A 22,637-nucleotide genomic window follows, 5' to 3' on the forward strand; every position below is an offset into this window, starting at 1 on the left:
GCTATCCTCACCGGAATTTCGGGCGAGCCGGAGGCTTTCGGTTTCAAGGTGTCTCCACCGGCGGTGCCGGGCCATCGGGCGCCACACCAGGTACGCGCGCTACCGGCGCTCTGCGTAGCATGCATGAGTATGAGCGGAGCGGTGTGTTCGGTGTCGTTCGATCCAGTCTCCTCGGCCACCTCGATGTGTTCGAGCGCGTCGCCGCAACTGGGGTACTGAATCTGGCCGCAGAGGTTGCAGTTACACAATATTCATTGTTTTAGATCGGCTCGATCACCAAAATGTGGACCGCGACCCTGATCATGCAGCTCGCCGAGAACGCGCTGCTGGACCCGGACACACCGGTGACTCGCTACATCCCAGAATTCCGTGTGGGCAACATCGCCGACAATGGAGCCAGCGCAATGACCGTTCGCCACCTGTTGACCCATATGTCGGGAATCTGTGACGAGTGGACTTCGTTCTCACCGGTGTGTCGCGGTTGGAAGCCCAATGCCAAGTCACCGGCTGGCTGACGGGGCGGTCAGCCAGCGTCCGAGTTCACGTGCCTGGTTGTCGGCGTCGGAGCGCAGTGTGGCAGCGAGTTCTTTGAACTCGTCGAGTGCAGGATTGACGCCAACAAGGCTAAATTCGGATACCACGGTGTTGAGGTCGAGGCCCCAGACATCAGCGAGAATGCGTTGCATCCAGGCCGTGGCGTGGTCCCAGCCGTGCCGCGGGGTCCCCTCGGCGTAGTAACCGCCGTGAACGGTGACCAGGATTGCGGGCTTCCCCGCAATGGCGGGCGGTTCGGACGGATTGAATCGGGGATCGGTGATGGTCATGTCCACCCACGACTTGAAGTGTTGTGAGACCCCGTAGTTGTAGAGCGGGACAGCGAACACGAAGGCGTCGGCGACGAGGAGTTCGTCAGCGAGCTCCGCTGCCAAGCGGACGGCCTCGCGCTGGTCGGGAGTTCGGTCAGTTTCCGGCGCGTAGCCGGCGAATGCTGCTGTACCCCAGGCAGTGGACGGAATGGGTTCGGTGCCGACGCTGCGGCGAATGATGCCGGCGTCGGGATTGGTTGAGAGCCATTCCCGTTCCACGATGTCGGCGAGCTCTCGGCTGCGGGAACCTTCGACGCGGATGCTCGCGTCGAGGCGGAACAGTGTCATCTCTTTGATCTCCTTGGTCGTGGTGCGGCCGATGGCCTCGCTGATCGACGAGGAATCGACGCTATGCCGATACAGGTTGAACATTCAATATACCCGACAAGAAATGCTACTTGAATCTTCAATACACAGTAAGATGAGAAGATGGGAAATGGCCAAGAGCCCGTGGACCAGTGGTTGACACCTGAGCAGCTTCGCGAGTGGGCGTCCCTAATGGGCCTGGTGGTGATGTTGCCCGCCCGGCTGGACGTGCAGCTGAGCCGAGACGCGGGGCTTAATTTGTTCGAGTATCACGTGTTGGTGGAGCTGTCCGAGGCGCCTGAGCGCAGGCGTGCGATGAGCGAGTTGGCCCTTTATGCACATGGGTCCTTGTCGCGGTTGTCCCACGCGGTATCTCGTCTTGAGGCTGCCGGATGGTTGCAGCGCCATTCCCGCCGGGGAGCCGGCCGCCGGACCGAAGTCGAGCTCACCAACGCCGGTATGGCGAAGCTCGAGCAGAGCGCTCCCGGCCATGTCGGTGAAGCTCGTCGTTTGGTTGTCGATGTGCTCTCCGACGCGGAACTCGCTGGCCTGGGCCGTGCGGCACGCCGCATCATCGCCGCGATCGATCCGGCGGCAGCCGCGATTCTGGAGCCGAACGGGCACCACGCAGATTCCTTCGTCCCGGCGGCCGGCGTTGAGGATCGCCCGTGAAGGTCACCGGATTCACCGCCCCGGAGGCCTGAAGTGTTGCGGGCGTTCGACATCACCGAGCCGGCCTGCCGACATGGATCGGTGGGTTGCGTGCGTGATCGCACCGGAACCTGTCAAGTTTTCTGTGTCGATCGCTTGCCTGATTGTTTGTATGCGGCTTAGAGATAGCGTCACCCACGCAACGACGGGCCTGGTCCCGGCCGATGCACTCGCAGCGGACCGGGTGGCGATGGTCGCGCTGCCTCCAGTGGCGCCGAAGACCGGCACGACAGTGGTGACGCGGTTGGGTCGCGACTACTACGTCAGTTCCGGTGGTAACGCCTACTCGGTGCATCCGGAGGTGATCGGCCGGATGATCACTGTGACCACCGGCCTGGATCGGATCACCGCCCACTGCGCTGGCCGCCTGGTCGCCGATCGCGAAGGACTCTGGGGCACAGCCGGTTTGGTCATTGATCCGGATCACTTAGGTGCTGCGGCGGTATTGCTCAGGATTCAACCGGAGCCGACATTTGCAAGCCTCCCGGTTACGGGATGGTCGAAAACATCACGATGCTTTGGTCGCGGTGCGGATCTCGCAACATGTCGCAGGCCAGGGCGAGGGGGCCGAGCGTGTGGTGGTCGACATACTTGATCATGTGCGTGCCGGCCACAGTCGTTGCGTCGTTCCACAATTTGACGAACTCGGTGCTGCCGTTGCACAGGTCGTTGATTAACTTCTGCGTCTGTTCGGCGCGCGGGTACCGGGCGAGTGTGGCGCGCAGTTGGCCGGCCACCATGCGGGAGAACTCCTCGGCGTGCGACATCCCGTAGTGCGGTGTGATGTCGCCCGGCGGCAGGAAGTGTCGCCTCGCCACATTGCGCTGGGTGGGATCGAGTGCACCGAAATCCTCCATCAGCAACTCTGCCTGCGGATTCCAGGCCAGCACGTCGAAGCGCGCGCTCAATACGATGGCCGCCGTGGAACCCAGGCCCTGGACCAGCTTCGCGACACTCGGGGTGACCTCCGTGCTTGGCTCGCTGCCCCAGGGCACAGCACGCCCGATCAGTTCGAACAGGTGCCGTCGCTCGTCATCGTCCATCCGCAGCGCGTCGGAGATGGCACTGACCACCTGATCCGACGGTCCCGCCCCGCGGCCGCGCTCCAGGTTCGTGTAATGCTCCAACGAGATGTGCGCCAACTGCGCCACCTCTTCGCGCCGCAGCCCCGGTGTGCGGCGTCCACGGTCGCTGAACCCGAAGGCGCGTGGATCGCGGCTGTCACGAACTGCCCGCAGGTACCGGCCTGCCGCACGTCCGTCCATGCCTCGATACTGGCACGCTCCTCACCAGGGCACGAGTTCTGCCTGGTCACTGTAGAATCGGCCGGTCTCCAGCTGGTCTGAGAGCGCAACCCTGACGATGCCTGCAGCACCGTCGGCCGGATCACCCGCGCCCTCCATCGGTTCACCGTTGCTGAGCCCGGTGGCCCGGTAGCCGGGGCTCACCGACACCACCGCAATGTTGTGGCCGGCAAGCTCTTTGGCGTAGAGAACGGTCAGCATGTCCAGCGCGCTCTTGGAGGCCTGGTACGCGGCGGCAGCCACGCCACTGAACGGCCAGTCCGGGTCGTTCACCAGCCGGGTGGACCCGAGTTCACTCGACACGTTCAACACCCGGGGCCGAGAGGAAGCGCGCAGCAGCGGCAGGAATCCGTTGGTGACAGCGGCCACGCCGGCCACATTGGTGTCGTAGGTCTGCAGCAGGGACTCGCGGCCGACGCCTGAAGCGGGCCGGAGATCACCGGCGATGGCCGCGTTGTTGATCAGCACATCCAGTCGGCCGTAGGTCTGGCCAACTCTGTGCACTGCCTCGGTGATCGTATGGTCGTCGGTGACGTCGAGGGTTAGCTGCTCCACCTGCAGTCCCTCGGCGGCGAGCTTCTCTGCAGCTTCGGAGCCGCGGCCTGGATCGCGGGATCCGAGCAGCACCCGGACGCCGACTTGGGTGAGCTGGCGTGCGAGGTGGAATCCGATGCCGGTATTGGCTCCGGTCACCAGGGCGATGGTGTTCTGCGTGGTCGTGCTGGGTGGTGTGGTCATGCTTCCAGCACAGCGGGAACCTGGCCGGCGGGACAGGCACACGCTGTACCCTCGTCTGGCGGAATAATCCACGGGAACAGCTGCGGCACGCGAGTCGCACCGATGGGCAGCGCCGAGTGGCCGCCAGTGACGCCCATTTCAGCTGTTGTCGTCGACGGGCGGCGGCCAGCTTGGCGACGCGTGGCGAAGAAGAGATAGCGCCCAGAGAACGATCGCCTTCGCCGACGTGACAGAGGGGCGCTCGACGGCGGGCCGTCTCGGCGACGATCCTGGCCGCCGACAGTGGCCCGTATTCGGGCACCCGCCTACAGGCGAGGTGCGGCACGCGTAATGCGATCCCGCATGCCCTTCTCCTTACTCCGACTCTCAAAGCGGCTTTGGCGGTCAGGGCCCAGGAGTTCCTGGCCGAGCGTGGGATCGATGAGCCGGTGGTCTGGCGAGTTCCACTCGACCTCCTCAGCGGACTAGCTGTGCTGACCTGTGAGGTAGACGTGGCTTTCGACGCACCGACTAACGTTCGATTGAGTACCCACTGATAGTGTGCGCACCGTGCTGGGGCGGGATCCCAGGCCTTTCGAAGACTACGTACTGCGGACCGCGGCCTACGGCGCGTGGGACGTCGAACCGGGAGGGCGAGCATGAGCGCCGATTCGCTGACCACCGAAGATCTCCAATTCCTGTCCCGCCCGCTCCACGGCTTCGTGTCCGTCGCCGCTGGCCCGACTCCGCCGCAACCGCGGCCGGTCTGGTTCGAGGCCGCCGGCGACGGCACTGTCCAGTTGTTCACCGCACCGGATAGCGCGAAAGTCCGCCGCTTGCAGCAGGATCCGCGAGCCTCCATCGTCGTCGCTGCTCCCGTCGGCGAGCGCGAGCGCTGGGTCTCGGTCACCGGCCGCACCACTGTGGTGTCCGATGGCGCCGACGAACTGCTCCGCCGCCTCGCCAGCAGGTACTGGGATCTGACCGATCCGGACCGCTCGCGCGATCTGGCCGAGATGTTGACCCATGAGTGGGTTCGCGTAATGATCCACGCGGACAAGGTGAGTCGCTACACGGCGTGAGCCGCGGTGCGCTCGGACAAGCCGTCGTCGCCGCTCGTCGCGTTCTGGCATTCGGACGTCAACCGACCTCGTAAGCGGATTTGCACCACACCCAAGGTGAGAACCGTTCCGGAAGCCGCCCTTCCTTCCGTACCGGTTGTGCCCCGCAGCGACTGTGACTCGGTGAATTTTGGTTCTGGCCTCGACGAACCGGAACCTGGACGTGTTCCACGGTTGTTTCGATTCCAGGCCGGTGGACTGTGCTCATCGTGGGAGTCCTTGCCGAGGGAGATGCTCGCTTTCCGAGCTGCGTCGTCGGAACGAAGGCGTGTCGCACAAGATGCTGACCCAGACGCTGCGCGGTCTCGAACGCGACGGCCTGGTGCGCCGAACTGTGTACCCGGAAGTGCCCGTGCGCGTCGAGTACGCCCTTACCGAACCTGGACGCGCCCTCCAAGGCCCACTGCGCGCACTACAGGATTGGTCGATTGAACACCTTGCTTGACGGGCGATTTCGGATCGACTCGTAGTAGGGATTCGATGGTCTTGCCGACGGTGTTGTCCGCCAGGCCGCGGTAGAGCGTTTCGACGAGGTCGGCGGCAGTGACGTGGCGGACCTTGTGTCCGGCGTGGATTGCCGCGGTTCCCGGTGCGATGACGGTGTGACTCTTGTTGGTGCCGCCGGTGCGATGATGGCTAGCTTCTGTTGTCCGCGTATCTATTCCTGAACAGGTAATCGAACACTTTGGCGCTGGATGGAGGACGAGGCGACGTCGAAGGCCTCCAAGGTCTTCGGGACGGGGAATGCCTTGGCCTTGACTCGGTTGACGACGTTGGAGGCATCGCGGGCCGCCGACTCGGTCTCGACCAGCGTCCGCTAGACCCCTTCGGGGGTCTAGCGTTGGGTCTTGGCGGTGATCAGAACTCTGGGTGCTGCGCGCCGCACCGCAGCCAACTTCAACCGACGCAGCCCGGCATCCAGCTCAGCTGCTAGCTGCGGAATCGATGGTCGGGCCTCGTGTTTCGGCTGTGGTGACGGGTGGTGTTGTGGTCATCGGGTCCCCTCGCCATCGGCGAGGGGTGTGATCTTGTAGGGGGTCCAGGGAGCGGCTCGGGTGCCACGGGCAGGTCCAGGATCAACGCATCCCCGGGCGGGTGGGGATGCGGGGTTGCGGTCGCGGCGGGCAGGACGGAACGCACGTCAGCAGCCCGGAATCGGCGGAACGCGACTGAGCGATGCAATGCGGCGACGAGGGCGTCTGGTCCCGTTGCTCGAAGCCGCGCGGGCGATGAGACCCTACCCTCCTCGCGCCAATCCCCACGACCACTGACGGTGACGTACTTGTCGCCGCGCGGGTGTACCGCCACACGTGCTCATCGACGCCAATCACCGCGACGCCGTCGAAGCTGGCCGGATCGGCGATCAGCACCCGCCGGTCTTCGGCCAGCACGGCGTTGTTGGCGGTGTTTCACGACACCGCGAGCGCTTCGGCGACCCGGGCCACCGACAGGTGCCGGCACATCAGGGGTTCCAGTGGCCCACCGCAGCGCACGCCGGGACAGCTTGGCGCGTTGCTCGGCTGCGCTGTCGGTGTCCTGGCGCCACTCATGAGCGCATCCCGCACACCGGTAACGCCGGATCGTGACCAACAAGGTCGTAGGCCGCCACCCGAACGGTTTATGAGCAAGCTGACGGGTGATGCTGTCGCGCGGACTGCGTTCCTCACCGCAGCGGCGGCACCAGCGGTCGTCGTCAGCCCATCCCGTCCGCCGGCGGGCGTAGCGCGGCGGTCAGAGTGGTCGGGCTCGTCCGTCGATGCACTGCTTGATGATCGATAGCGGTGATGTGGGCGCGAAAGGACCGCACAAGGTGATCGCATCGACATTTTCGTGACCGTCCCCCGATCTTGGTGAGGATCCGCCGCGCACATCGGCCCCCTCATAACTGAGGGGGCCGATAGCTCAGAAGTGGTCAGTCACTTGTCTTTGGAGTCCGAGTCCGACTTGGACTGCGTCGACTCTTTCTTCGGCGAAGCGTCCGACTGTTTCGACTCTTTCTTCGGCGACGTGTCCGTGGAGCCGGAGTCCTTTGCGTTGGAACCGGCGTCGCTGCTTTTGGGCTCGGGCTTGCCGGCGTTCGAGGTGCCCTCCGGTCTCGCTTCATCGTCTTTCTCGGAACGCTTCTGTGCCGTTGGCTCAGAGTGGTTCTTCGCACCCTTCGTGGAGCTTTTCGGCTCAGCTCCCGGCTCAGCCCCCTTCTCGGCTTCCTTGTCAGTTGCGGGCGTGGCTGCATCCGTCCCGACCTCGGCAGTCTTCGTGTTGGTCGGGGTCACTGCGCCGGGTGTTTCGCCATCGGCATCGGTGGCAGGCGTCAACGACTCGACGGTCTTCTCGACCTGTTCGGTGACCTGGTTGAGATTGTCGGCCACGGTGTCACGGACTTTCTCGACCACCGTGTCAGCAGTCGCGCTGTCGCCGGATTGAGCATCCTCAACAGCCGTCTGTTGTGCCGCGGATTCATCGACTGAGCCCGTCAGCTTTTCGGTCATTGCCTTGATCGCCCCTTGAATGCTCGGCGTCTCGCCCGATGAGATCGATGAGGTCGAGGGCTGCAGCGAGACGGCGCCTGTCGTCGACTGTGTCGGTGGGAACACTGACTGTGTGATCGCATCGATCACCGAGTCGATGACGTAGCGGGTCACACCGGCAACGCCAATAGGGGCGTCGTCGTCATCCTCCGGGTATCCGAGGAAGTACGCCTGTGTGAGCCCGGACGGGATCGAGTCTTCGCCGAACACCTGGTCGCTCACGTCGACGATCGCGTTGCCGATCACCTCGTTAATGCCGCCGGTAAGCAAGTCCCCGATTACCTGTGACGGCACCGAGTCCGGTCCGAAGATGGCATCACTGGCGGCTACCAGGGCAAGCCCCGCTAGGCCAGGCACCCCATGCGTGACGTAGGTGTCAAGCAGCACTGACGGCAGGGAATCCTCGCCGAACACCTCGTCGCTGACGGCAAGAGCGACGTAGGCCACCGCTTTGGGGGGTCCGCCCGTGATGTATGCCTGGAGCAGGCCGCCGATGAAGTCCAACGGATCCTCGACGACAAGCGCAGTGTTGTCGGCAGCGGCGGGCCGGGTTTGCACCGGAATCGCTTGCGGCAGCGTTGTCGTGCCCGCGTCGATCTGATTGACGAGCGTCAGACCTTGCAGCAGGCTCGCCGGATCAACGACGAACGGCTGGGTCGATGCGGTGAGGTCGACATCGGTTGTCGACAATCTAGTGCTTGTCTGCGTGACGACCTGTTGGTCTCGAGCCGACAACGGTGGCGTAATCGCCGGTACGGCAACGAGAACGCTGGCCGCAGCCAACGTCACTCCAGCGGATAAGTACGGTTGTATGGCCATATCTATGTTCCCCCGTCTCAAAGTGTCGATCTGTGACAAAGGGAACATAAGGCAAAGTCGCGCAAAGTGCGCTGCTCCGTTAAGTATTCAGCTTCCCGTCACGCGGATTTCTAGCAGGTTCGCGATGGCGGCGGGCAGCTGAATGGCGCCAAGAGGCCTATCAGAAAACACGATTCGTTGGCCGACGCGTGGCAATGTGAAACCGCAGTTGTTATCGATTCGGGTGATGACAGACCAATTACCTTGGGCGACATGCGCGGTTGCAAAGAACGCAACAACTAGCCAGAGAGCAAGGTGTGGCGATCCGCGTCGGTTGCTTGGCCTCTACGATAAGTGGTTGATACCCGCCGACCATACAATTTGTTGCCTAACCCACGGTCGCCGCCGGTCGTGACCTGCGTTACGGTCCAGTGCTGGCCATGTGTTTGTCGTAGTTCTGGCGGGCAATACCGAGGGCTTTGCAGCAGCGGTCTGCCGGTTCCCCGGCATCGACGAGTTGGTCGATCACCGGGTAAGCCTTTTGGGCGGAGTTTGTCCGCCCCGAGGAAGGTTGCGGTTTGGCACACGATGGCCAGCTCGGGTCTCCGGCTCCCGGATCCGGCGGCGAGCCGCACGCAACTGAGTCGATTCACATGAGGGCACGCCAGGTCGTTCACCGCGGTCGATGTCATCTCGTTCGATCCACTTGGAAAGGGTGACGGGATGGATACCGAGGTCATTGGCGGTCTGCTTCTGGGGTTTCACTTAGTCGCCGAATCCGGAACCCAAAGGCGGGTCAGGTGTCGGGGATGATCAACGTCAACCGGCAGCAACTGTGCTCCTCAACGGACGACGAGTCGAAAGACTTCATCAACCGGTTGGCTCAGCGGCAGATGGACTTTCAGCGGCAGCGGCGCTTCGCCCCTCGGGACTGGCCGCAGAGTTGCCGGGAGTACCGGGGGAGGCGAGGGCGGCGTTACAGTTCAGCGTCACGAGCGTCTGTGACACGGCGACTCCGCCATTCCATTGGCTGTTTGGCGGGGGTTGCACTGTCCGGTCTCGCTGGTTGGACACGACGCATTCGTCCCATGGCAGCGCGGCACCGACCGTCGTCGATACGACTGGACTGAAGCCCGCTTCGCTGAGCGCCGCTTTGGCATCGCTGTACTTCTTGCCCACAACACTGGGCGACGTGCTCGCGTGGGCGGTCTGGCTCCCAAGTAGGACTGCAGCGGCTGCCGCGCCGGTGGCTAGGAAAGCGATATGCCCTGTATTCACTGCGTGTCTCATCCTGCTGAATCGGTCGGCGCCTCGGCTACGGGGGGTGGTGGAGTATCGGGGGTCGTTGCGCCGCCGAGATTGATGGGATCGACCACTGGCTGCTGGTAGGTCGTGTGGGGTGGCGCCATTCCGGATCCCGCGGACGGCATATTGCTGTTGTCGAGTCCGCCCCCGGCGCTCCTGATGGCGATGGCCGTAGCGCCAACGACTGCGCAGCCGGCAAAGAGCAGACCGACCCTGTTCAGCGAGAAAGATCGGCGGGTGTGCCGTTGCGTGCGATGTTCGGACATGATGCGAATTCCGTTCTGTTTGAATGGACGGCTGCTACTGCATATTCCACGGTGCCCCGTATGTGGTGACGCTGTCGCCGTCCCTCGAAACCAATCGGGCGAACGGCCGAAGGAGGACGCCGCCAGCTGCTCCGGTGACTGTGCCGTGAGCGTTGTCGACCACCAACCCTCCTGCGGGGCCGGAGACATCGAGCGTGTATGTGGCGATCTCCTGAATGCCGGGCCCGTTGCCAAGATTGGAGCTGAACGAGACGCTCGGGAAGAGATTCGGCGTGAGTACCGAACCGAGTGGAGAGAAACTGGTCCCAAGCGGTGGAGGTGCGATGGATGCGTCGTCAAGCAAGACGTTCGGTGTTGTGTAGCTGAAGGTGACGTCTATGCCCAGCGACCACGGGAAACCGACCTGATAGCCGAGCACAAGGGAGCCGGCGAACTCGTCGGACTTCGGACCAGTGACCGTGTATCTGGCACGGCCGGAGTAAAACCATTGGCGTGTCAGTCTATTGCGGTCGAGAGGGGAAACGCCGTCGATGAAGGTATCCCACTGTTGGACAGTTAACGTTCTGCCAGTACCGTCGATCAGGGAAAGTTGGTTGTCCAACTCTGCGTTCGCGCTGCCGATGTTTGAGAATGGCATTGCAGCGCAAACGATCACAGACAGCAGTCCTCGCACCAGGGTCTTCACGGTCGCATCACCGTGGATATCGTGACTATTGGATTAATCGACATTCGTGAGGTCTCCGTAGGTTGTGATGCTCGCGTGGTCAGGCCATGTCAGTCGGGCAAACGGTCGCACCTGTATGCCGCCGGCCACCCCTGTTACTGTTCCGTGGGCTTTGGCGACTGCGACGGCACCGCCGTGGCCTGACACGGGAACGGCGAATGTGACCAGCTCCTGCACGCCAGGGCTGTTGCCGATATCCGTCGAAATTGATGCCCCTGGAAAGAGATTCGGAGTAAGTACGGCTTGGGATAGATCGGCGGCCGGTGCGTCGTAAGCCTGCACGTTCGGCGTGGTGTAGGTGAAGTTGAGACCGACCCCGACGGTCCACGGAATTCCGATCTGATATCCGAACTCGAGCGTTCCGGAGAACGTTTCGGCACCCGCGCCGGTGACCCGATAGGCGGCCTTGCCGGAGTAGAACCATTCCCGCGTCAACCGATTCTTGTCCATGGGCGGGACAGCATGTACGGCGGTGTCCCACTGCTGGACGGTCAGCTGGTGTCCAGAGCGGTCACTCGCGCTCTTCTCGTTGTCAAGTCCGGCGTGTGCAGTCCCAGTAGACGCGACCATGGCGACAACGGCGACGATGACTAGCAGCGCAACTGAGACGAGTTTAGGGAACTGGACCCGTCCGCGGATTGTGGCAAACATCCTGCTGGGACGAAGAATAACTACAGCTGCACTGCTCAGTTCACGTTCCACGGTTCCCCATAGGTGGTGATGGTGGCGCCGCTTTTGGAGGTCAGTCGTGCGTAGGGGCGAAGGAGTACCCCGCCTGCGGCACCGGTCACGGTGCCGTGTGCGTCTGACACCACGACATCGCCCCGTTCGCCAGAGACGTTGGCCGTAAAAGTATTTACTTCAACGACGCCTGGCCCATTACCGAGCTCCGTTGAAATCGACAGGCCAGGAATGAGATTCGGGGTGATCACGTAAGCCAGGGGTGCGAAACCTGGACCGGGGGAGAAGTTGGTGCCATCAAGCAGAATGTTGGGTGTGGTGTAGCTGAAGTTGATGCCCACCCCCATCGACCAGGGGAATCCAATCTGATAGCCAAGTATCAGCTGTCCCTCGAACTTGTCGGCGTCGGGACCGGTCACCTGATAGACCCCATTCGCCGAATGAAACCATTCACGGCTCAGACGATTTCGATCGATCGGGTAGATGGCCTGCAACGCTGTATCCCACTGTTGAATCGTCAATGTACGGCCTTGCTCATCGACAACGCTCCGCTCGTTGTCCAGCCCTGCATGCGCTGGCGAAACGCATATCAGTAGCAGCGCCAGGGTGCAGGCCACTGTGATACCAGGCTTGAGCCACGCCCAGTAGCGGTTTCGGAGTTTGGCGATCATGGCCTCGGCCGTAGTCATGGCCGGTGTACGAAAGCCGCCGGCATCTCTCGGGGACGCGCTCATGGCGTTCATATGGACGTGAGCCGTTGACCAACGTATTTCGGGCGGTTTGGGCGGCGGTACGACTCGGACGCGGCGGCGAAGCGTCCAGTCACTTCGACCCCACTCATCATCGGGCACATTCACTCCGTCCGGTCGTCGAGCAGCGGAACGATGGCGGCCGGAACATGGTCGCCGTGCCCGGCTTCGACGGCACGGGCATATAGCTGGCGCGCAGCTGGCACCATGACGCCCCGCATACCCACCTCGGCCTGGGAACGGGTGGCGAGCTCCATGCACGCAAGGAAAGTGTGGTTCGTGGCCTCGGAGGTGCTGAAGTCGCCGCTTTTCACCGCCTCGACTGATTCGGCGAGGACGCGTCCGAGGATCGAGTGCGTCGGCAGGACATGCTCGAGCAACCGGTCAGCCGAAACGCCGTATGCCTGGGCGAACGCCAGGGCTTCCTGGAAGGCGGCTTCGGCGGCCATGTAGTAGGTGAGCATTGCCAGATCAAGCGTGCACGCGTCCGAGACACGTGCCCCGGCGTAGCGCGACTCCCCGCCCAGCAAACGCAGTGTGGCCTCGTGCTGCCGCCAGATCTCCTCGGGCCCCGAGTAGACGATGCCTCCCTCCGGGGTGCCGATGTCCTTCGGATAAGCCGCGATGGTGCCGTCCAAATAACGCCCGCCTCGGGTGGCAACCCAGGCGGCGGTCTCGTCAGCATCCTGAGGTGTCCCTGTCGAGAGGTTGACGAAGGTTCGTCGGCTGAGGTTGACGTCATCCCCCAAACTGCTCCGGAGTGCAGCGCTGTCAACGAGGACCGAGACGGTGAGGTCGGACGCGGCGATGGCCTCCCGGCAGGAGTCGGCGACGGTCGTGCCGTCGCCGGCCAGTGCGGCCGCCCTGTCATGGGTCCGGTTCCAGACGGTGACGGGGTGGCCGGCGATGGCGAACGTTCGGGCGATTGCGGAACCCATCAACCCGGTGCCAAGCACCGTGACTCTCTCCCTGTTCATAGGCTCTCCTCTGAGCTAAGGACGTGCAGGCGGCTTGTTGAACCTCGCCTCCGGCGCGACATGACGCGGTGTCCGAGCGATCGTACGACGTGTTGGTCACTCGATTTAGTCATTTGACTAAAAATTTGTCCCTCAACCGCGTGTCATCGCCGCGCGCCAACTACCCACGGGGCGGCGACGCGCTACCCCTATGCGCGCAGGTCCGAAAGAGGCAGTCGCCCGACTGTCTGGCGCCCCGTGTCGGCGATGAAGATCGTGACGAGGGGATGGGGGAGCGATGTTCTCTCGATGCGGCGCACAGGGCCAATGACTCGGAAACATCGTCGCCCTCTTAGCAACGAGGTCCTGCGCAGCCGCTCGACTACCGAAGCCCTTGCACGCCGACGCGTCGGCGGATGATGGCGCCAGTGCGTGTTTGGCTAGTCTTCATTCGGCGTTGGGCCCAGCGGCGGCGGTGGTGATCTCGCGCGAAGGTGATCGTGCGACCGCCTCTGCTCCGCCGACATCGGCGACACGAGATCCGCCCGTGTCATGGTCACTTGACCAACGCGTTGAAAATAAAATATTGTGGCCCGCGGGCAACTGGGCCACGGGGAGGTGTCGCCGAGACGCCCTTACTGCGATGTGTGCGCGGCACGAAGCACGGCGGGGTTCCGCGGCCGAATTTCTGATGCCGTGAGGGCATGCGCTGTGCGAGTGACGTGATTTGCGATGTATCTGTAGCTCATCGAGCGGTCCATATCGACGACGGCGATCACTCCCGGGTGCACTTCGGCCCGCCCGTCCGAGAAACCGCAGTGGTGTCAGCGGGATGTCAAGCCGGTCATGGGTGTTCCTTCGTCGTCGGTTATAGAGCAGGACGAGACGGACGGTTATGACTGCTCGCTGGCGATGAGAACCGACCGCGCGTAGTCCGCTGCCACGTCGATGGCCCGATCAGCCGCGCGCAGGGTCCCCGGTTCGGTGAAGAAGCCATGGAAGACACCAGGTACGCACCGGTGGTCCACATTGACTCCCTCCGCCACCATCCGCGCTGCAAACTGTGCACCGTCATCACGTAATGGGTCGTTGTAGGCGGTGAACATCAGCGTGGGCGGTAACAGTCGTAGGTTGCTCGAGGTGGATGGAACGGCCAGCGGATTCGACCGATCGGCTGGTCCGGCCAGGTACTGGTCCCAGAACCACTCGATGTCACGCGCCGTCAACAGCGGGCCATCGGCGTGGCGAACGAACGACTCTCGCTGCACGCAGTACTCGGTCACCGGGTAGGCCAGAATCAGTGCCGCCGGCGCCGCGGCCTCCTCCTCGGCCAGGAGCAAGGTCGACGTGATGGCAAGGTTCGCCCCCGCGCTGTCTCCTGCGATGACGAATCGTTCGGCATTAAGGCTTAGTTCGCCGCCATGATCGTTCAACCAGCGCGCCACGTCGACGCATTGCTGCAGTGCGGTCGGGAACTTGTTCTCCGGCGCCAGCCCGTACGCCACCGACACCACAGTGCAATCGCTCTTGTGTGCGAGCAGTCTGCACATGGCGTCGACACCGTCGAGCGTGCCCAAAGTGAACCCGCCACCGTGCAGGTAGATCACCACGGACCGTCCTAGACCCGGACGGTACGCACGGACTCGGACGCCGCCATGGCGTGTGGGGATGTCGTGTTCGGTGACCGACCAAACGTGTTGGTAGGGGCCGGTGGGACGGAGCGACGACACCAGCTCTCGGGCCCGATCCACTCCGATCTCGTGGAATGGACGCGGAAGAACTGCATTGAGGGCGCGGCCGAGAGCGAGAGCATCGGCATCGAGTTCGAGCGTGTCGAAATCATAAGTCATGGTGGTGGCCTGTTCTAGTCCGATGCGCCCTGCGACGTCGGCGGGTGAGAAAACGGAAGAGGGTCTGCGGTCAGCGATTTGGGGGCGCGAAGACGCGCCCGCGGTCGAAGTAGCCATCAAAGCAACCTTTCGCCCCAAACAACTGGCAATTGTGCAGTTTCGGCGCTCGCAGGATCGGACCGCCGAGCGGACGGAGTCTGCGTCAGCCGATCCTTGATCGAGAACGACTGTGCTCGAAGTGAAGAACCCCGTCCTCGATGGATTCGGTGAGTAGCTTTTTGGTTGCCGCGTGGTTCTGAGGATTGATCCACGGTGCCCGGTCTCCTTGACGTGGGAGGACGTCGTTTGCGCGTTTGAAGTACCCCGAGGTGAACCCCTCCACGAAGGCGTTCATCGGCATCGCGCTGTCCTCCGGCCGTAGAGTAGGAGTGACGCTCGTTGCCCCTGTCTTCGCCATGTGGTCGACGAGTCGCGCCACGAACCTGGCCACGAGTTCTGCGCGAACTGTCCAGGATGTGTTGACGTACCCGAACGTCGACGCCAGATTGGGAACACCCGAATATGCCAGGCCCTTGTACGTCCACCGTTTGGAGAAGTCGACCGGCTCTCCGTCGACGATGAAGTCGACCTCGCCGAGGGAAACGAGTTCGAGACCGGTTGCGGTCACGATGATGTCGGCGTCGAGATGCTCGCCGGACTCGAGTGCGATGCCCGTTTCGGTGAAGGTGTGGATCCGGCCCGTTGCGACGTCCGCCTTCCCGAACTTGATGGCTTGGAAGAAGTCCCCGTCGGGAACCAAGCAGACTCGCTGATCCCATGGGTTGTACGTCGGTGTGAAATGCTTGCACAGGTATGCGTCGCCGACGAGGTTCCGAATATCGTTGTGCAGAGCCGCTTTAAACTGATTCGGGCGTGCCCGAGCAAATCTGTACATCTTCTGCTGACGCCGGGTGTTCCGTCGCCGGATCAGTCGGTATCCGATTCTGTCTCCGAAATATTTCCTCATCTTGAGCGCTTGCTGGTCGACCGCAGTGTCTATCGCTACGTACGAAGGGGACCTCTGTAGCATCGTGACCTTCCTCGCCGTCGGGGCGAGGTTGGGGATGAGGGTGATGGCCGTGGCTCCCGAGCCGATGACGACGATGCGCTTGTCCGTGTAGTCCAGGTCCTGCGGCCATTGCTGCGGATGGACTACGGTCCCCCTGAAACGTGCACGGCCTGGAAACTCTGGAGAGAATCCGTTCCGGTAGTTGTAGTAACCCGAGCACATGAACAAGAAGGCGCAGGTGAGCTCAACCATCTCGCCTTGGTGCTCGATCGTCACAGTCCAGACCTGTTCCGCGCTGCGCCATTCTGCGCGACGGACATGATGACCGAACCTGATGTGGCGTTCGAGGTCATGCTCCGTCACCGTTTCCCACAGGTATTCGAGAATCGATGCCCCGCTTGCTATCGACTTTTCCTGCTTCCACGGCTTGAACTCGTAACCGAGCGTGTACATGTCGCTGTCCGACCGAATTCCGGGGTAGCGAAACAGATCCCAGGTTCCCCCGATGTTGTCGCGGGCCTCGATCACCGCGAAACTTTGACCTGGCGCCTCATTCTGAAGGTGCACCGCGGCGCCGATACCGGACAGGCCGGCACCAACAATGAGCACGTCGAAGTGTTCGATCTCGGAGTTGGGCATAGTGGGTCCTCAGTGTCACTGCAGATCGCCGGGTCGGTCGCGATCCACGTTGCGGGCGAATGTGGGGTCGTTGGCTTGTGGGCCGCCGGATCGGATCAGCGCAGTGGCATCGATGAGACGTGCTTCGATGTCTCTTCGAGAGCGCGCACAGTGACGTCGACGTCGTCCGAGGTGTGGGCGGTGGAGAGAAAGATCTTGCCGGAGGGCAGGAGCACCACGCCGCGGGTGAGCATATCGGCGATGATCGCGTCCCACAGTTGCCGTCGACAGTCAGCGTCGAGGTGATCGGGCGCGACAAAACTGAGCAGCGAACCAATCCTGCTGAGTTGTGGACGGCCCGGCATCTGATCAAAGACCTGTTGCACGCGGTCATGGAAGAGGGCGGAGACGGCCTCCAACCTCTCGTACGTCCCGGGTTCGGCGAGTAGCTCCTGAGTTGCCTTCACCGCAGCAAGACTCACCGGGTTCCCGTTGTAGGTGCCGGCGTGTGTGACTCCCGACGTCACCAGGTCGATGATGGAGGCCTTGCCCGCCACGGCACTCTGCGAGAAGCCACCGGCGATGGCCTTGCCGAAGACGGAGAGATCGGGTGTTACGCCATACCGTTCGGTGGCGCCGCCACGTGCGATGCGGAAACCTGCGATGACTTGATCGAAGATGAGCACTACACCCTGCTGTTCGCACAATCGGCGAAGGAGTTCCAGGAACCCCGGTGCAGGCGCGACGACGCCCGCATTGCTCATGATGGGATCGACGAGAACTGCCGCGATTCCTCGTTCACGCGCGTTCCCGAGAATGCGCTCGACACCGGACAGATCGTTGAACTGGGCGATGATCAAATCTGTTATGGCGTTGGGGTTCTGGCCGAGACTGCCCACGATAGCTACTTCGCTCGTGTGGTCGACATCGAGACTCGCATACACCGAATCGTGCCAGCCGTGGTAACTCTTGGTGAACTTCACGACGCGGTTGCGCCCGGTGGCCGCGCGCGCCAGACGAAGTGCGATCTGAACGGCTTCGGTGCCGGAGTTGGTCCACAGGAGCCGCTCGGTACCAGGGACCGCGTCCAATACGAGCTCCGCGGCTTCGTATTCCAACGCATGTCCCATGCCGACCATCTGCATGCGGGGAACCATGGCCTGCACGGCCTCGATGATGTGGGGGTGGCTGTGCCCCACGATGGTTGGGCCCCATCCCATCACGTAGTCGACGTACTCAATGCCGGATAGGTCCCACACTCGCGAGCCGGCCGCGTGGTCGACGAATAGGGGGTGTGGCTTCATCGCTGCGCGAAGCCCCGAGCTGACGCCACCGCCGACGCTGCGAGTGGTGCGACGGAATGCCTCGAGCGAGCTGTCGAGTGTGCTCATGAGAGGTCCTTGTACGGGAGGAGCTGGACGGGGTGCTTCACGAGAGCAGTGCACAACCGGTGACCGCCGTAAGGTGTTCACGTTCAACACCCGGCGCAAGTTCCACGACTCGGAGTCCTTCGGGCGTGACGTCCATGACCGCGAGATCGGTGATGATGCGATCGACGACTCCGCGACCGGTGTACGGAAGTGTGCACTCGTTGAGGATCTTCGGCGAACCATCCTTGGCTACGTGGTCCATGAGGACGATCACCCGCTTGGCGCCGTGAACGAGATCCATCGCGCCGCCCATGCCCTTGACCATCTTGCCTGGGATGACCCAATTGGAGATATCGCCGGTCCTGGATACCTGCATCGCTCCGAGGATCGTCGCGTCGATCTTGCCGCCTCGTATCATTCCGAACGATGTCGAGGAGTCAACGATGGATGCCCCGGTCTGCAGGGTGACGGTCTCCTTGCCTGCATTGACCAGATCGGGGTGTTCGTCGCCTTCGAACGGCGGACCGCCCATTCCCAGCAGGCCATTCTCGGACTGCAGGACGATGTGGAACTCCGGCGGGACGTGGGCGGGAACCAGAGTCGGCATTCCGATACCCAGGTTGACGTACCAACCGTCTGCCAACTCGGCGGCCGCGCGCGCCGCCATCTCGTTGCGCGTCCAGCTCATCGCTGTTCTCCTGCATACGGTCTGGGTTGTGTGACCAGACGTTCGATGCGCTTGTCCTGTGCCTGCTCGGGCGTAAGAGCCACCACTCGATGAACGTAGACGCCCGGGGTGTGGACGAAGTTCGGGTCGAGATCACCGGGCTCGACGAGCTCCTCGACTTCGGCGATCGTGATGGCGCCACACATCGCTGCGACCGGGTTGAAATTGCGGGCTGAATCGCGGTAGACGAGGTTGCCGTGACGGTCGCCCTTCCACGCCCGTACTAAACCAAAATCGGCGGTGATCGCATTCTCCAATACGAATTCTCGCGGCCCCGAAGGCGTTTCGAACGTTTGTGTGTGCTTGGGCGGTGAGGCCACGGCGACGTCACCGCCGGCCCCGTAGCGCCAGGGCAGCCCGCCCTCGGCAACGTAGGTGCCGACACCCGTACGCGTGAAGAATGCCGCGATGCCGGAGCCTCCGGCGCGCATGCGTTCGGCGAGAGTTCCCTGTGGAGTCAGCTCGACCTCGATCTCACCCGTCAGATACTGGCGCGCGAATTCCTTGTTCTCACCCACGTAGGACGAGATCATTCGCCGAATGCGATGTGCGGACAGGAGGCGGCCCAATCCCCAGTCGTCGACACCGCAGTTGTTGGACACGATTTCGAGATCGCGTACGCCGGCACGCAGAAGTGCGTCGATCAGGACAGACGGGATCCCGCACAGACCGAATCCGCCCACCGAGATGGTGTCCCCGTCTCTGATATCGGATATCGCGTCCTCGGCCGAGGTCGCTAGCTTGTCCATGGCTGCCCTTCGTGTTATGCCGTTTCGGCCCTGCCGCAGTGTGTATCGGCCCTCGGGCCAGTGGACATGCGTCCGAGACACTTCCGCGCCCGCCTGGGGAACGCCGCTGATCACGGCGAGGGTGCCGTCCCAGGGCCGACGGGGACGACATGGTCATATGACTAAGTCGACGGACTCAATGAGACACTTTCGGCACCCGGGCTGTCAACCCTGAATCAGCCCGAACTGTGCGAAATTGTGCGGTCGCGGGCGTTCAGGCGGTAAGGCGACGTACATCTGCGGAACTTCGCCACGCGCCTTGACATGATGCAGACCGTAAGTCTCGGCCGGCCTCAACCTGGTCGAGTGACTCACTCGACCTCACTGTCAATCCGAATCGGAGAGCAGCCAGCTTGACCACCACAGAATCAAACGCCAGCCCGACTCGAGCTCGCACTCGGCCTGGCCGCACGACCTTGTCGAGAAGAGTGCGACAGCGCGCCGACTCCGCCGGATACCTAGTCAGTGTGTCAAGTGAGCGTCGGTGTGGTTTTCGAGCCGCGAACGAACAGTCGGTGGGAATCGGCCAGTTGGCGGAACGATTCGCAGATGGCTTCCGTCATGTTCTCCAGATAGCCTTCATCGTCGAAAACCATGAGTTGCGGAAGTATCCCATCGGCATTGATGGCGATCATCCGGCTCAGCGGATCGATGAGAGAGGGGTCGTCGTCGTCCCTCATGCCTTCCCGCAGTTTCTTCGCCAGCAAGTCGATATGCACTTGGTAGGCGCGCCGAGCTGCGTCCTTGTCGTGGCGTTTGATCCAGAAGTACAACTCGAGTTGTGCGTTTGAGAGGTTGAAGTCGCTTGCATACCAGGTCACCAGCTGTCGATACAGGCTGGCTGCACTGGCCCCTAAGCCGGCCCCGGGGCGGACGTGCCATACCGAGTCGCCGAGCACACTGATCATGTGCTCGTAAATTCCTTTGAACAGTTCTTCTTTCGAGCTGAAGCAGTAGTGCAGCGTCGCCAGCGGCGCTTCAGCGCGCTCCGCGATCCGCCGAGTGGTGGCTCCGTTGACGCCATGCTCTGCGATAATTTGGACGGCAGCTTCGATGAACTCGACACGACGGTCCTCGGCTTTGACCCTACCCATCCGTCAGGACACCCCTTTCCGTCAGTGAGTCCAGCGTACTTATGACCTTCTTGACTTGGTCATCGGACCCATTCGCGATGCGCGAGACTGTTGACGCAAAAGGCGGCTGTAGCCGAGAAGCGGACAGGGTTTCCTAGATTTTCCTTCGGTGCATGGCACGCAAGTGTCCAGCAGCGCAGCGGGTTTGGCGCTTGCGTCGCAAACAGGTAATGCTGGGACAGGTGGTCGGGTACAGAACCCGGTGCCTCCTCACCCGGTAGCGCGAGGAGGCACCGGCGAGCAGGTCAGGCTCGACTGCTCGTACCGTGCGGGTCGACCTGCGTCGGGTGTGCTTGAGAGCTTCGACGGGCAGTCGCGGCGCTGATGCTCAGGACTATGAATAGAACGACCAATACGACCAGTGCCACCCATGACATGGCGTCGTTGGGCGATGCCGGTGGGTTGACGATGCCGTTGACGTACACCCACAACATCGACACGAAGCCGATGAACGACCCGAGAAGCAACGCGGGCTGCCAGTCGCGTTCACGTATCGAGAGTGCGATGGCGCCTGCAGTGATCATCAGGTAGGCCGGCACCCAGAGGTAGACCAGCAGCGTCGCCATAGCGTTGTACGCGGTGGTGACGTCGCCGACAATGAAAACCAGAACGGCCATGGTGAGGAAGCCCAGTATGGAGAGAATGGCGATCGAGACGTGGGGGCTGCGGTGCCGGTGATGAACGGCCGCAAGTGTTTTGGGTAAAAGGCCGTCCTCACTCATGGTGAGCAGGAATCGTGCACCGTAGTTGGTGAACCCGATCAAGGCGGCAAATGCTGCCACTGCCAGTACCAGATCACTCACTTCGCTCACCCAGGTCCACATCCCGGCTTGGCTGGCCAGCGCTGTAGTCGGAGACATGCCGGCGGCGAGAGACTCGGTGGCACGCGAGAGCCCGGGAACCTGCAGGATCGTGCACACCAAGTAGAGCGCGCCGAGGATCACCGGCACCGCCATCACCGCGAGGGGGACATTACGTTTGGGATCCCTGGTCTCGGCAGCCAACGAGGTGCAACTTTCGAAGGCGACCAAGAACGCCGCGCCGGCGGCGACGCCCTGGAATGTCCCGTTGAAGGTGAAGGACGCGAAAGCAAACTGCTGTGAAAGGTCAAGCCCGGTGTGCAATGCGCTGCCGACCGTGATGCACGCCACCACCGGCACGGAAATCGCTGCGAGTGTCACGGCAATCCGAACCGAGGTGTCGAGGCCACGAAATGCGACCCATGCGGCGATGCCCACCGCAAGGGCGTAGATCGTCGCCTGGACTCCCACGCCCAGTGCGCTTTCGACGCCATGGGTCACGAGGAAGCTGCCGAGGAAGATCCCCACGATGCCGGCGACCGTTGCCACCTGGAGTATGAAACCAGCCAGCAGAGAGGCGGCGGTGAGGTAGCGCGCCCAGGGACCAAACACTTCGCCCACATACGAATACAGCGATCCCGTCGAGATGTACCTGCGAGCGAAGTGTGTAACCGCCAGGCCGACACTGATGACCGACACCATGGCCAGCAGTGACGAGGGCCATGCGGTGATACCTGCCGCGGTGAACATCAGCATGGGCACAAGGGCCATGCCGACTGCCGGGACGAACGAGGACAACGACAGGGCGATGAGCTGGCTGCGACCTAGGTGGCCGCTGTCAAGGTCCCCACTCGATTCCGAAGGCGCACGGCGTGCGGAGTCGGGGGTGTGCAGTTCTGACATGGCGCGAACTCCTGCTCGGTGTGATGTGGCTGGAGCAGCTGGGACTGCCCACGCCCGGTGAAGGGTGACCCCAAAACTATTGGTCAAGCGTCTATGACAGGCGCCCGTTAAACAGAAGCAGATCCACGCACTGTGGTCAATGCCACGTCGTTAAGTGATTGCTAAATGTGTAACCGGTGGGTAAACGAATCGCCTGGATGCAAGTACGCAACACCAGAGCTGCGCGGCGTCCTGGGTAAAACTGCAGCTCAGCAGGCCGCTTCTAGCCCGGGGCTACCAAAGCGCCGGTTTGCCCCGGTAACGCACCGCCTCCTCTTGACAACGAGGTCGTGATGCACTTCACTCATCACATATAGTTAGTCATATGA

The 22,637-nt window shown here is 62.6% G+C and carries 19 protein-coding genes and 4 pseudogenes; 5 read left to right on the forward strand and 18 right to left on the reverse strand.

The features are described from left to right. Positions 1-272 precede the first annotated feature (272 nt). Positions 273-515: a serine hydrolase gene (locus AWC31_RS22080; RefSeq protein ID WP_264051777.1), complete on the forward strand. Its 243-nt coding sequence runs from the start codon at positions 273-275 to the stop codon at positions 513-515. Here AWC31_RS22080 and AWC31_RS22085 read toward each other — a convergent pair. Then, positions 501-1,238, reverse strand: coding sequence for an FMN-dependent NADH-azoreductase (locus AWC31_RS22085; RefSeq protein ID WP_234816950.1), 738 nt, complete (start codon positions 1,236-1,238; stop codon positions 501-503). The genes AWC31_RS22080 and AWC31_RS22085 overlap by 15 nt on opposite strands. A 126-nt stretch (positions 1,239-1,364) precedes the next feature. Between AWC31_RS22085 and AWC31_RS22090 the strand changes: the two genes are divergently transcribed. Together AWC31_RS22090 and AWC31_RS37930 are read left to right on the forward strand one after the other, a co-directional pair. Beyond that, positions 1,365-1,844 carry a MarR family winged helix-turn-helix transcriptional regulator gene (locus AWC31_RS22090; protein ID WP_234816951.1) on the forward strand — a complete coding sequence of 160 codons (480 nt, stop codon included), beginning with the start codon at positions 1,365-1,367 and terminating at the stop codon, positions 1,842-1,844. Between the two features lie 175 nt (positions 1,845-2,019). Then, positions 2,020-2,478: pseudogene (locus AWC31_RS37930) on the forward strand (Mu transposase domain-containing protein); the annotation flags it as partial. Here AWC31_RS37930 and AWC31_RS22100 read toward each other — a convergent pair. Both AWC31_RS22100 and AWC31_RS22105 read right to left on the reverse strand, forming a co-directional pair. After that, entirely contained in the window at positions 2,372-3,148 is a 777-nt protein-coding gene (locus AWC31_RS22100) for a helix-turn-helix transcriptional regulator (protein WP_085146108.1), read from the reverse strand. The pseudogene AWC31_RS37930 and the gene AWC31_RS22100 overlap by 107 nt on opposite strands. Positions 3,149-3,169: 21 nt before the next feature. Further along, positions 3,170-3,925 (reverse strand): SDR family NAD(P)-dependent oxidoreductase, encoded by a 756-nt coding sequence (locus tag AWC31_RS22105; protein WP_085146109.1) that lies wholly within the window; start codon positions 3,923-3,925, stop codon positions 3,170-3,172. Positions 3,926-4,563: 638 nt separating this feature from the next. Here AWC31_RS22105 and AWC31_RS22110 point away from each other — a divergent pair. Further along, complete coding sequence (locus tag AWC31_RS22110) at positions 4,564-4,986, forward strand: pyridoxamine 5'-phosphate oxidase family protein (RefSeq protein ID WP_085146110.1); 423 nt, start codon at positions 4,564-4,566, stop codon at positions 4,984-4,986. A gap of 319 nt (positions 4,987-5,305) precedes the next feature. Next, positions 5,306-5,470, forward strand: coding sequence for a winged helix-turn-helix transcriptional regulator (locus tag AWC31_RS37935; protein WP_234816972.1), 165 nt, complete (start codon positions 5,306-5,308; stop codon positions 5,468-5,470). A gap of 13 nt (positions 5,471-5,483) precedes the next feature. Here AWC31_RS37935 and AWC31_RS38360 read toward each other — a convergent pair. The 15 genes and pseudogenes from AWC31_RS38360 to AWC31_RS22195 form a co-directional block, all read right to left on the reverse strand. Then, positions 5,484-6,020 (reverse strand): annotated as a pseudogene (locus AWC31_RS38360) (ATP-binding protein); the annotation flags it as partial. A 67-nt stretch (positions 6,021-6,087) separates the two neighbouring features. Then, a pseudogene (locus AWC31_RS38310) lies at positions 6,088-6,237 on the reverse strand (IS21 family transposase); the annotation flags it as partial. 57 nt (positions 6,238-6,294) lie between these two features. Further along, positions 6,295-6,720: pseudogene (locus AWC31_RS22125) on the reverse strand (transposase); the annotation flags it as partial. 221 nt (positions 6,721-6,941) lie between these two features. After that, positions 6,942-8,411 (reverse strand): prolipoprotein diacylglyceryl transferase, encoded by a 1,470-nt coding sequence (locus AWC31_RS22130; RefSeq protein ID WP_133060208.1) that lies wholly within the window; start codon positions 8,409-8,411, stop codon positions 6,942-6,944. 1,545 nt (positions 8,412-9,956) lie between these two features. Continuing rightward, positions 9,957-10,559 (reverse strand): porin MspA, encoded by a 603-nt coding sequence (locus tag AWC31_RS22145; protein ID WP_085146113.1) that lies wholly within the window; start codon positions 10,557-10,559, stop codon positions 9,957-9,959. Between the two features lie 81 nt (positions 10,560-10,640). Continuing rightward, the gene (locus AWC31_RS22150; RefSeq protein WP_085146114.1) at positions 10,641-11,297 is read right to left on the reverse strand and encodes an MspA family porin; all 657 of its coding nucleotides are present in this window, start codon (positions 11,295-11,297) and stop codon (positions 10,641-10,643) included. Between the two features lie 35 nt (positions 11,298-11,332). Continuing rightward, positions 11,333-11,998 (reverse strand): porin MspA, encoded by a 666-nt coding sequence (locus tag AWC31_RS22155; protein WP_085146115.1) that lies wholly within the window; start codon positions 11,996-11,998, stop codon positions 11,333-11,335. 182 nt (positions 11,999-12,180) lie between these two features. Beyond that, entirely contained in the window at positions 12,181-13,053 is an 873-nt protein-coding gene (locus AWC31_RS22160) for an NAD(P)-dependent oxidoreductase (RefSeq protein WP_085146116.1), read from the reverse strand. An 872-nt stretch (positions 13,054-13,925) separates the two neighbouring features. Continuing rightward, positions 13,926-14,882: an alpha/beta hydrolase gene (locus tag AWC31_RS22165; protein ID WP_165766028.1), complete on the reverse strand. Its 957-nt coding sequence runs from the start codon at positions 14,880-14,882 to the stop codon at positions 13,926-13,928. A 202-nt stretch (positions 14,883-15,084) separates the two neighbouring features. After that, positions 15,085-16,569, reverse strand: coding sequence for a flavin-containing monooxygenase (locus tag AWC31_RS22170; protein WP_110775209.1), 1,485 nt, complete (start codon positions 16,567-16,569; stop codon positions 15,085-15,087). 95 nt (positions 16,570-16,664) lie between these two features. Continuing rightward, positions 16,665-17,939, reverse strand: a complete 1,275-nt coding sequence (locus AWC31_RS22175) for an aspartate aminotransferase family protein (protein ID WP_234816952.1) — start codon at positions 17,937-17,939, stop codon at positions 16,665-16,667. 37 nt (positions 17,940-17,976) lie between these two features. Next, complete coding sequence (locus AWC31_RS22180) at positions 17,977-18,606, reverse strand: 3-oxoacid CoA-transferase subunit B (RefSeq protein WP_085146119.1); 630 nt, start codon at positions 18,604-18,606, stop codon at positions 17,977-17,979. After that, positions 18,603-19,394, reverse strand: a complete 792-nt coding sequence (locus tag AWC31_RS22185; protein ID WP_085146120.1) for a CoA transferase subunit A — start codon at positions 19,392-19,394, stop codon at positions 18,603-18,605. Before AWC31_RS22185 ends, AWC31_RS22180 begins: the two co-directional genes overlap by 4 nt. A gap of 509 nt (positions 19,395-19,903) precedes the next feature. Next, entirely contained in the window at positions 19,904-20,527 is a 624-nt protein-coding gene (locus AWC31_RS22190; RefSeq protein ID WP_085146121.1) for a TetR/AcrR family transcriptional regulator, read from the reverse strand. A 284-nt stretch (positions 20,528-20,811) separates the two neighbouring features. Continuing rightward, positions 20,812-22,269, reverse strand: coding sequence for an APC family permease (locus AWC31_RS22195; RefSeq protein ID WP_085146122.1), 1,458 nt, complete (start codon positions 22,267-22,269; stop codon positions 20,812-20,814). Positions 22,270-22,637: the final 368 nt, after the last annotated feature.

This window comes from Mycolicibacterium wolinskyi, assembly GCF_002101965.1.
Classification (GTDB): Bacteria; Actinomycetota; Actinomycetes; order Mycobacteriales; family Mycobacteriaceae; genus Mycobacterium; species Mycobacterium wolinskyi.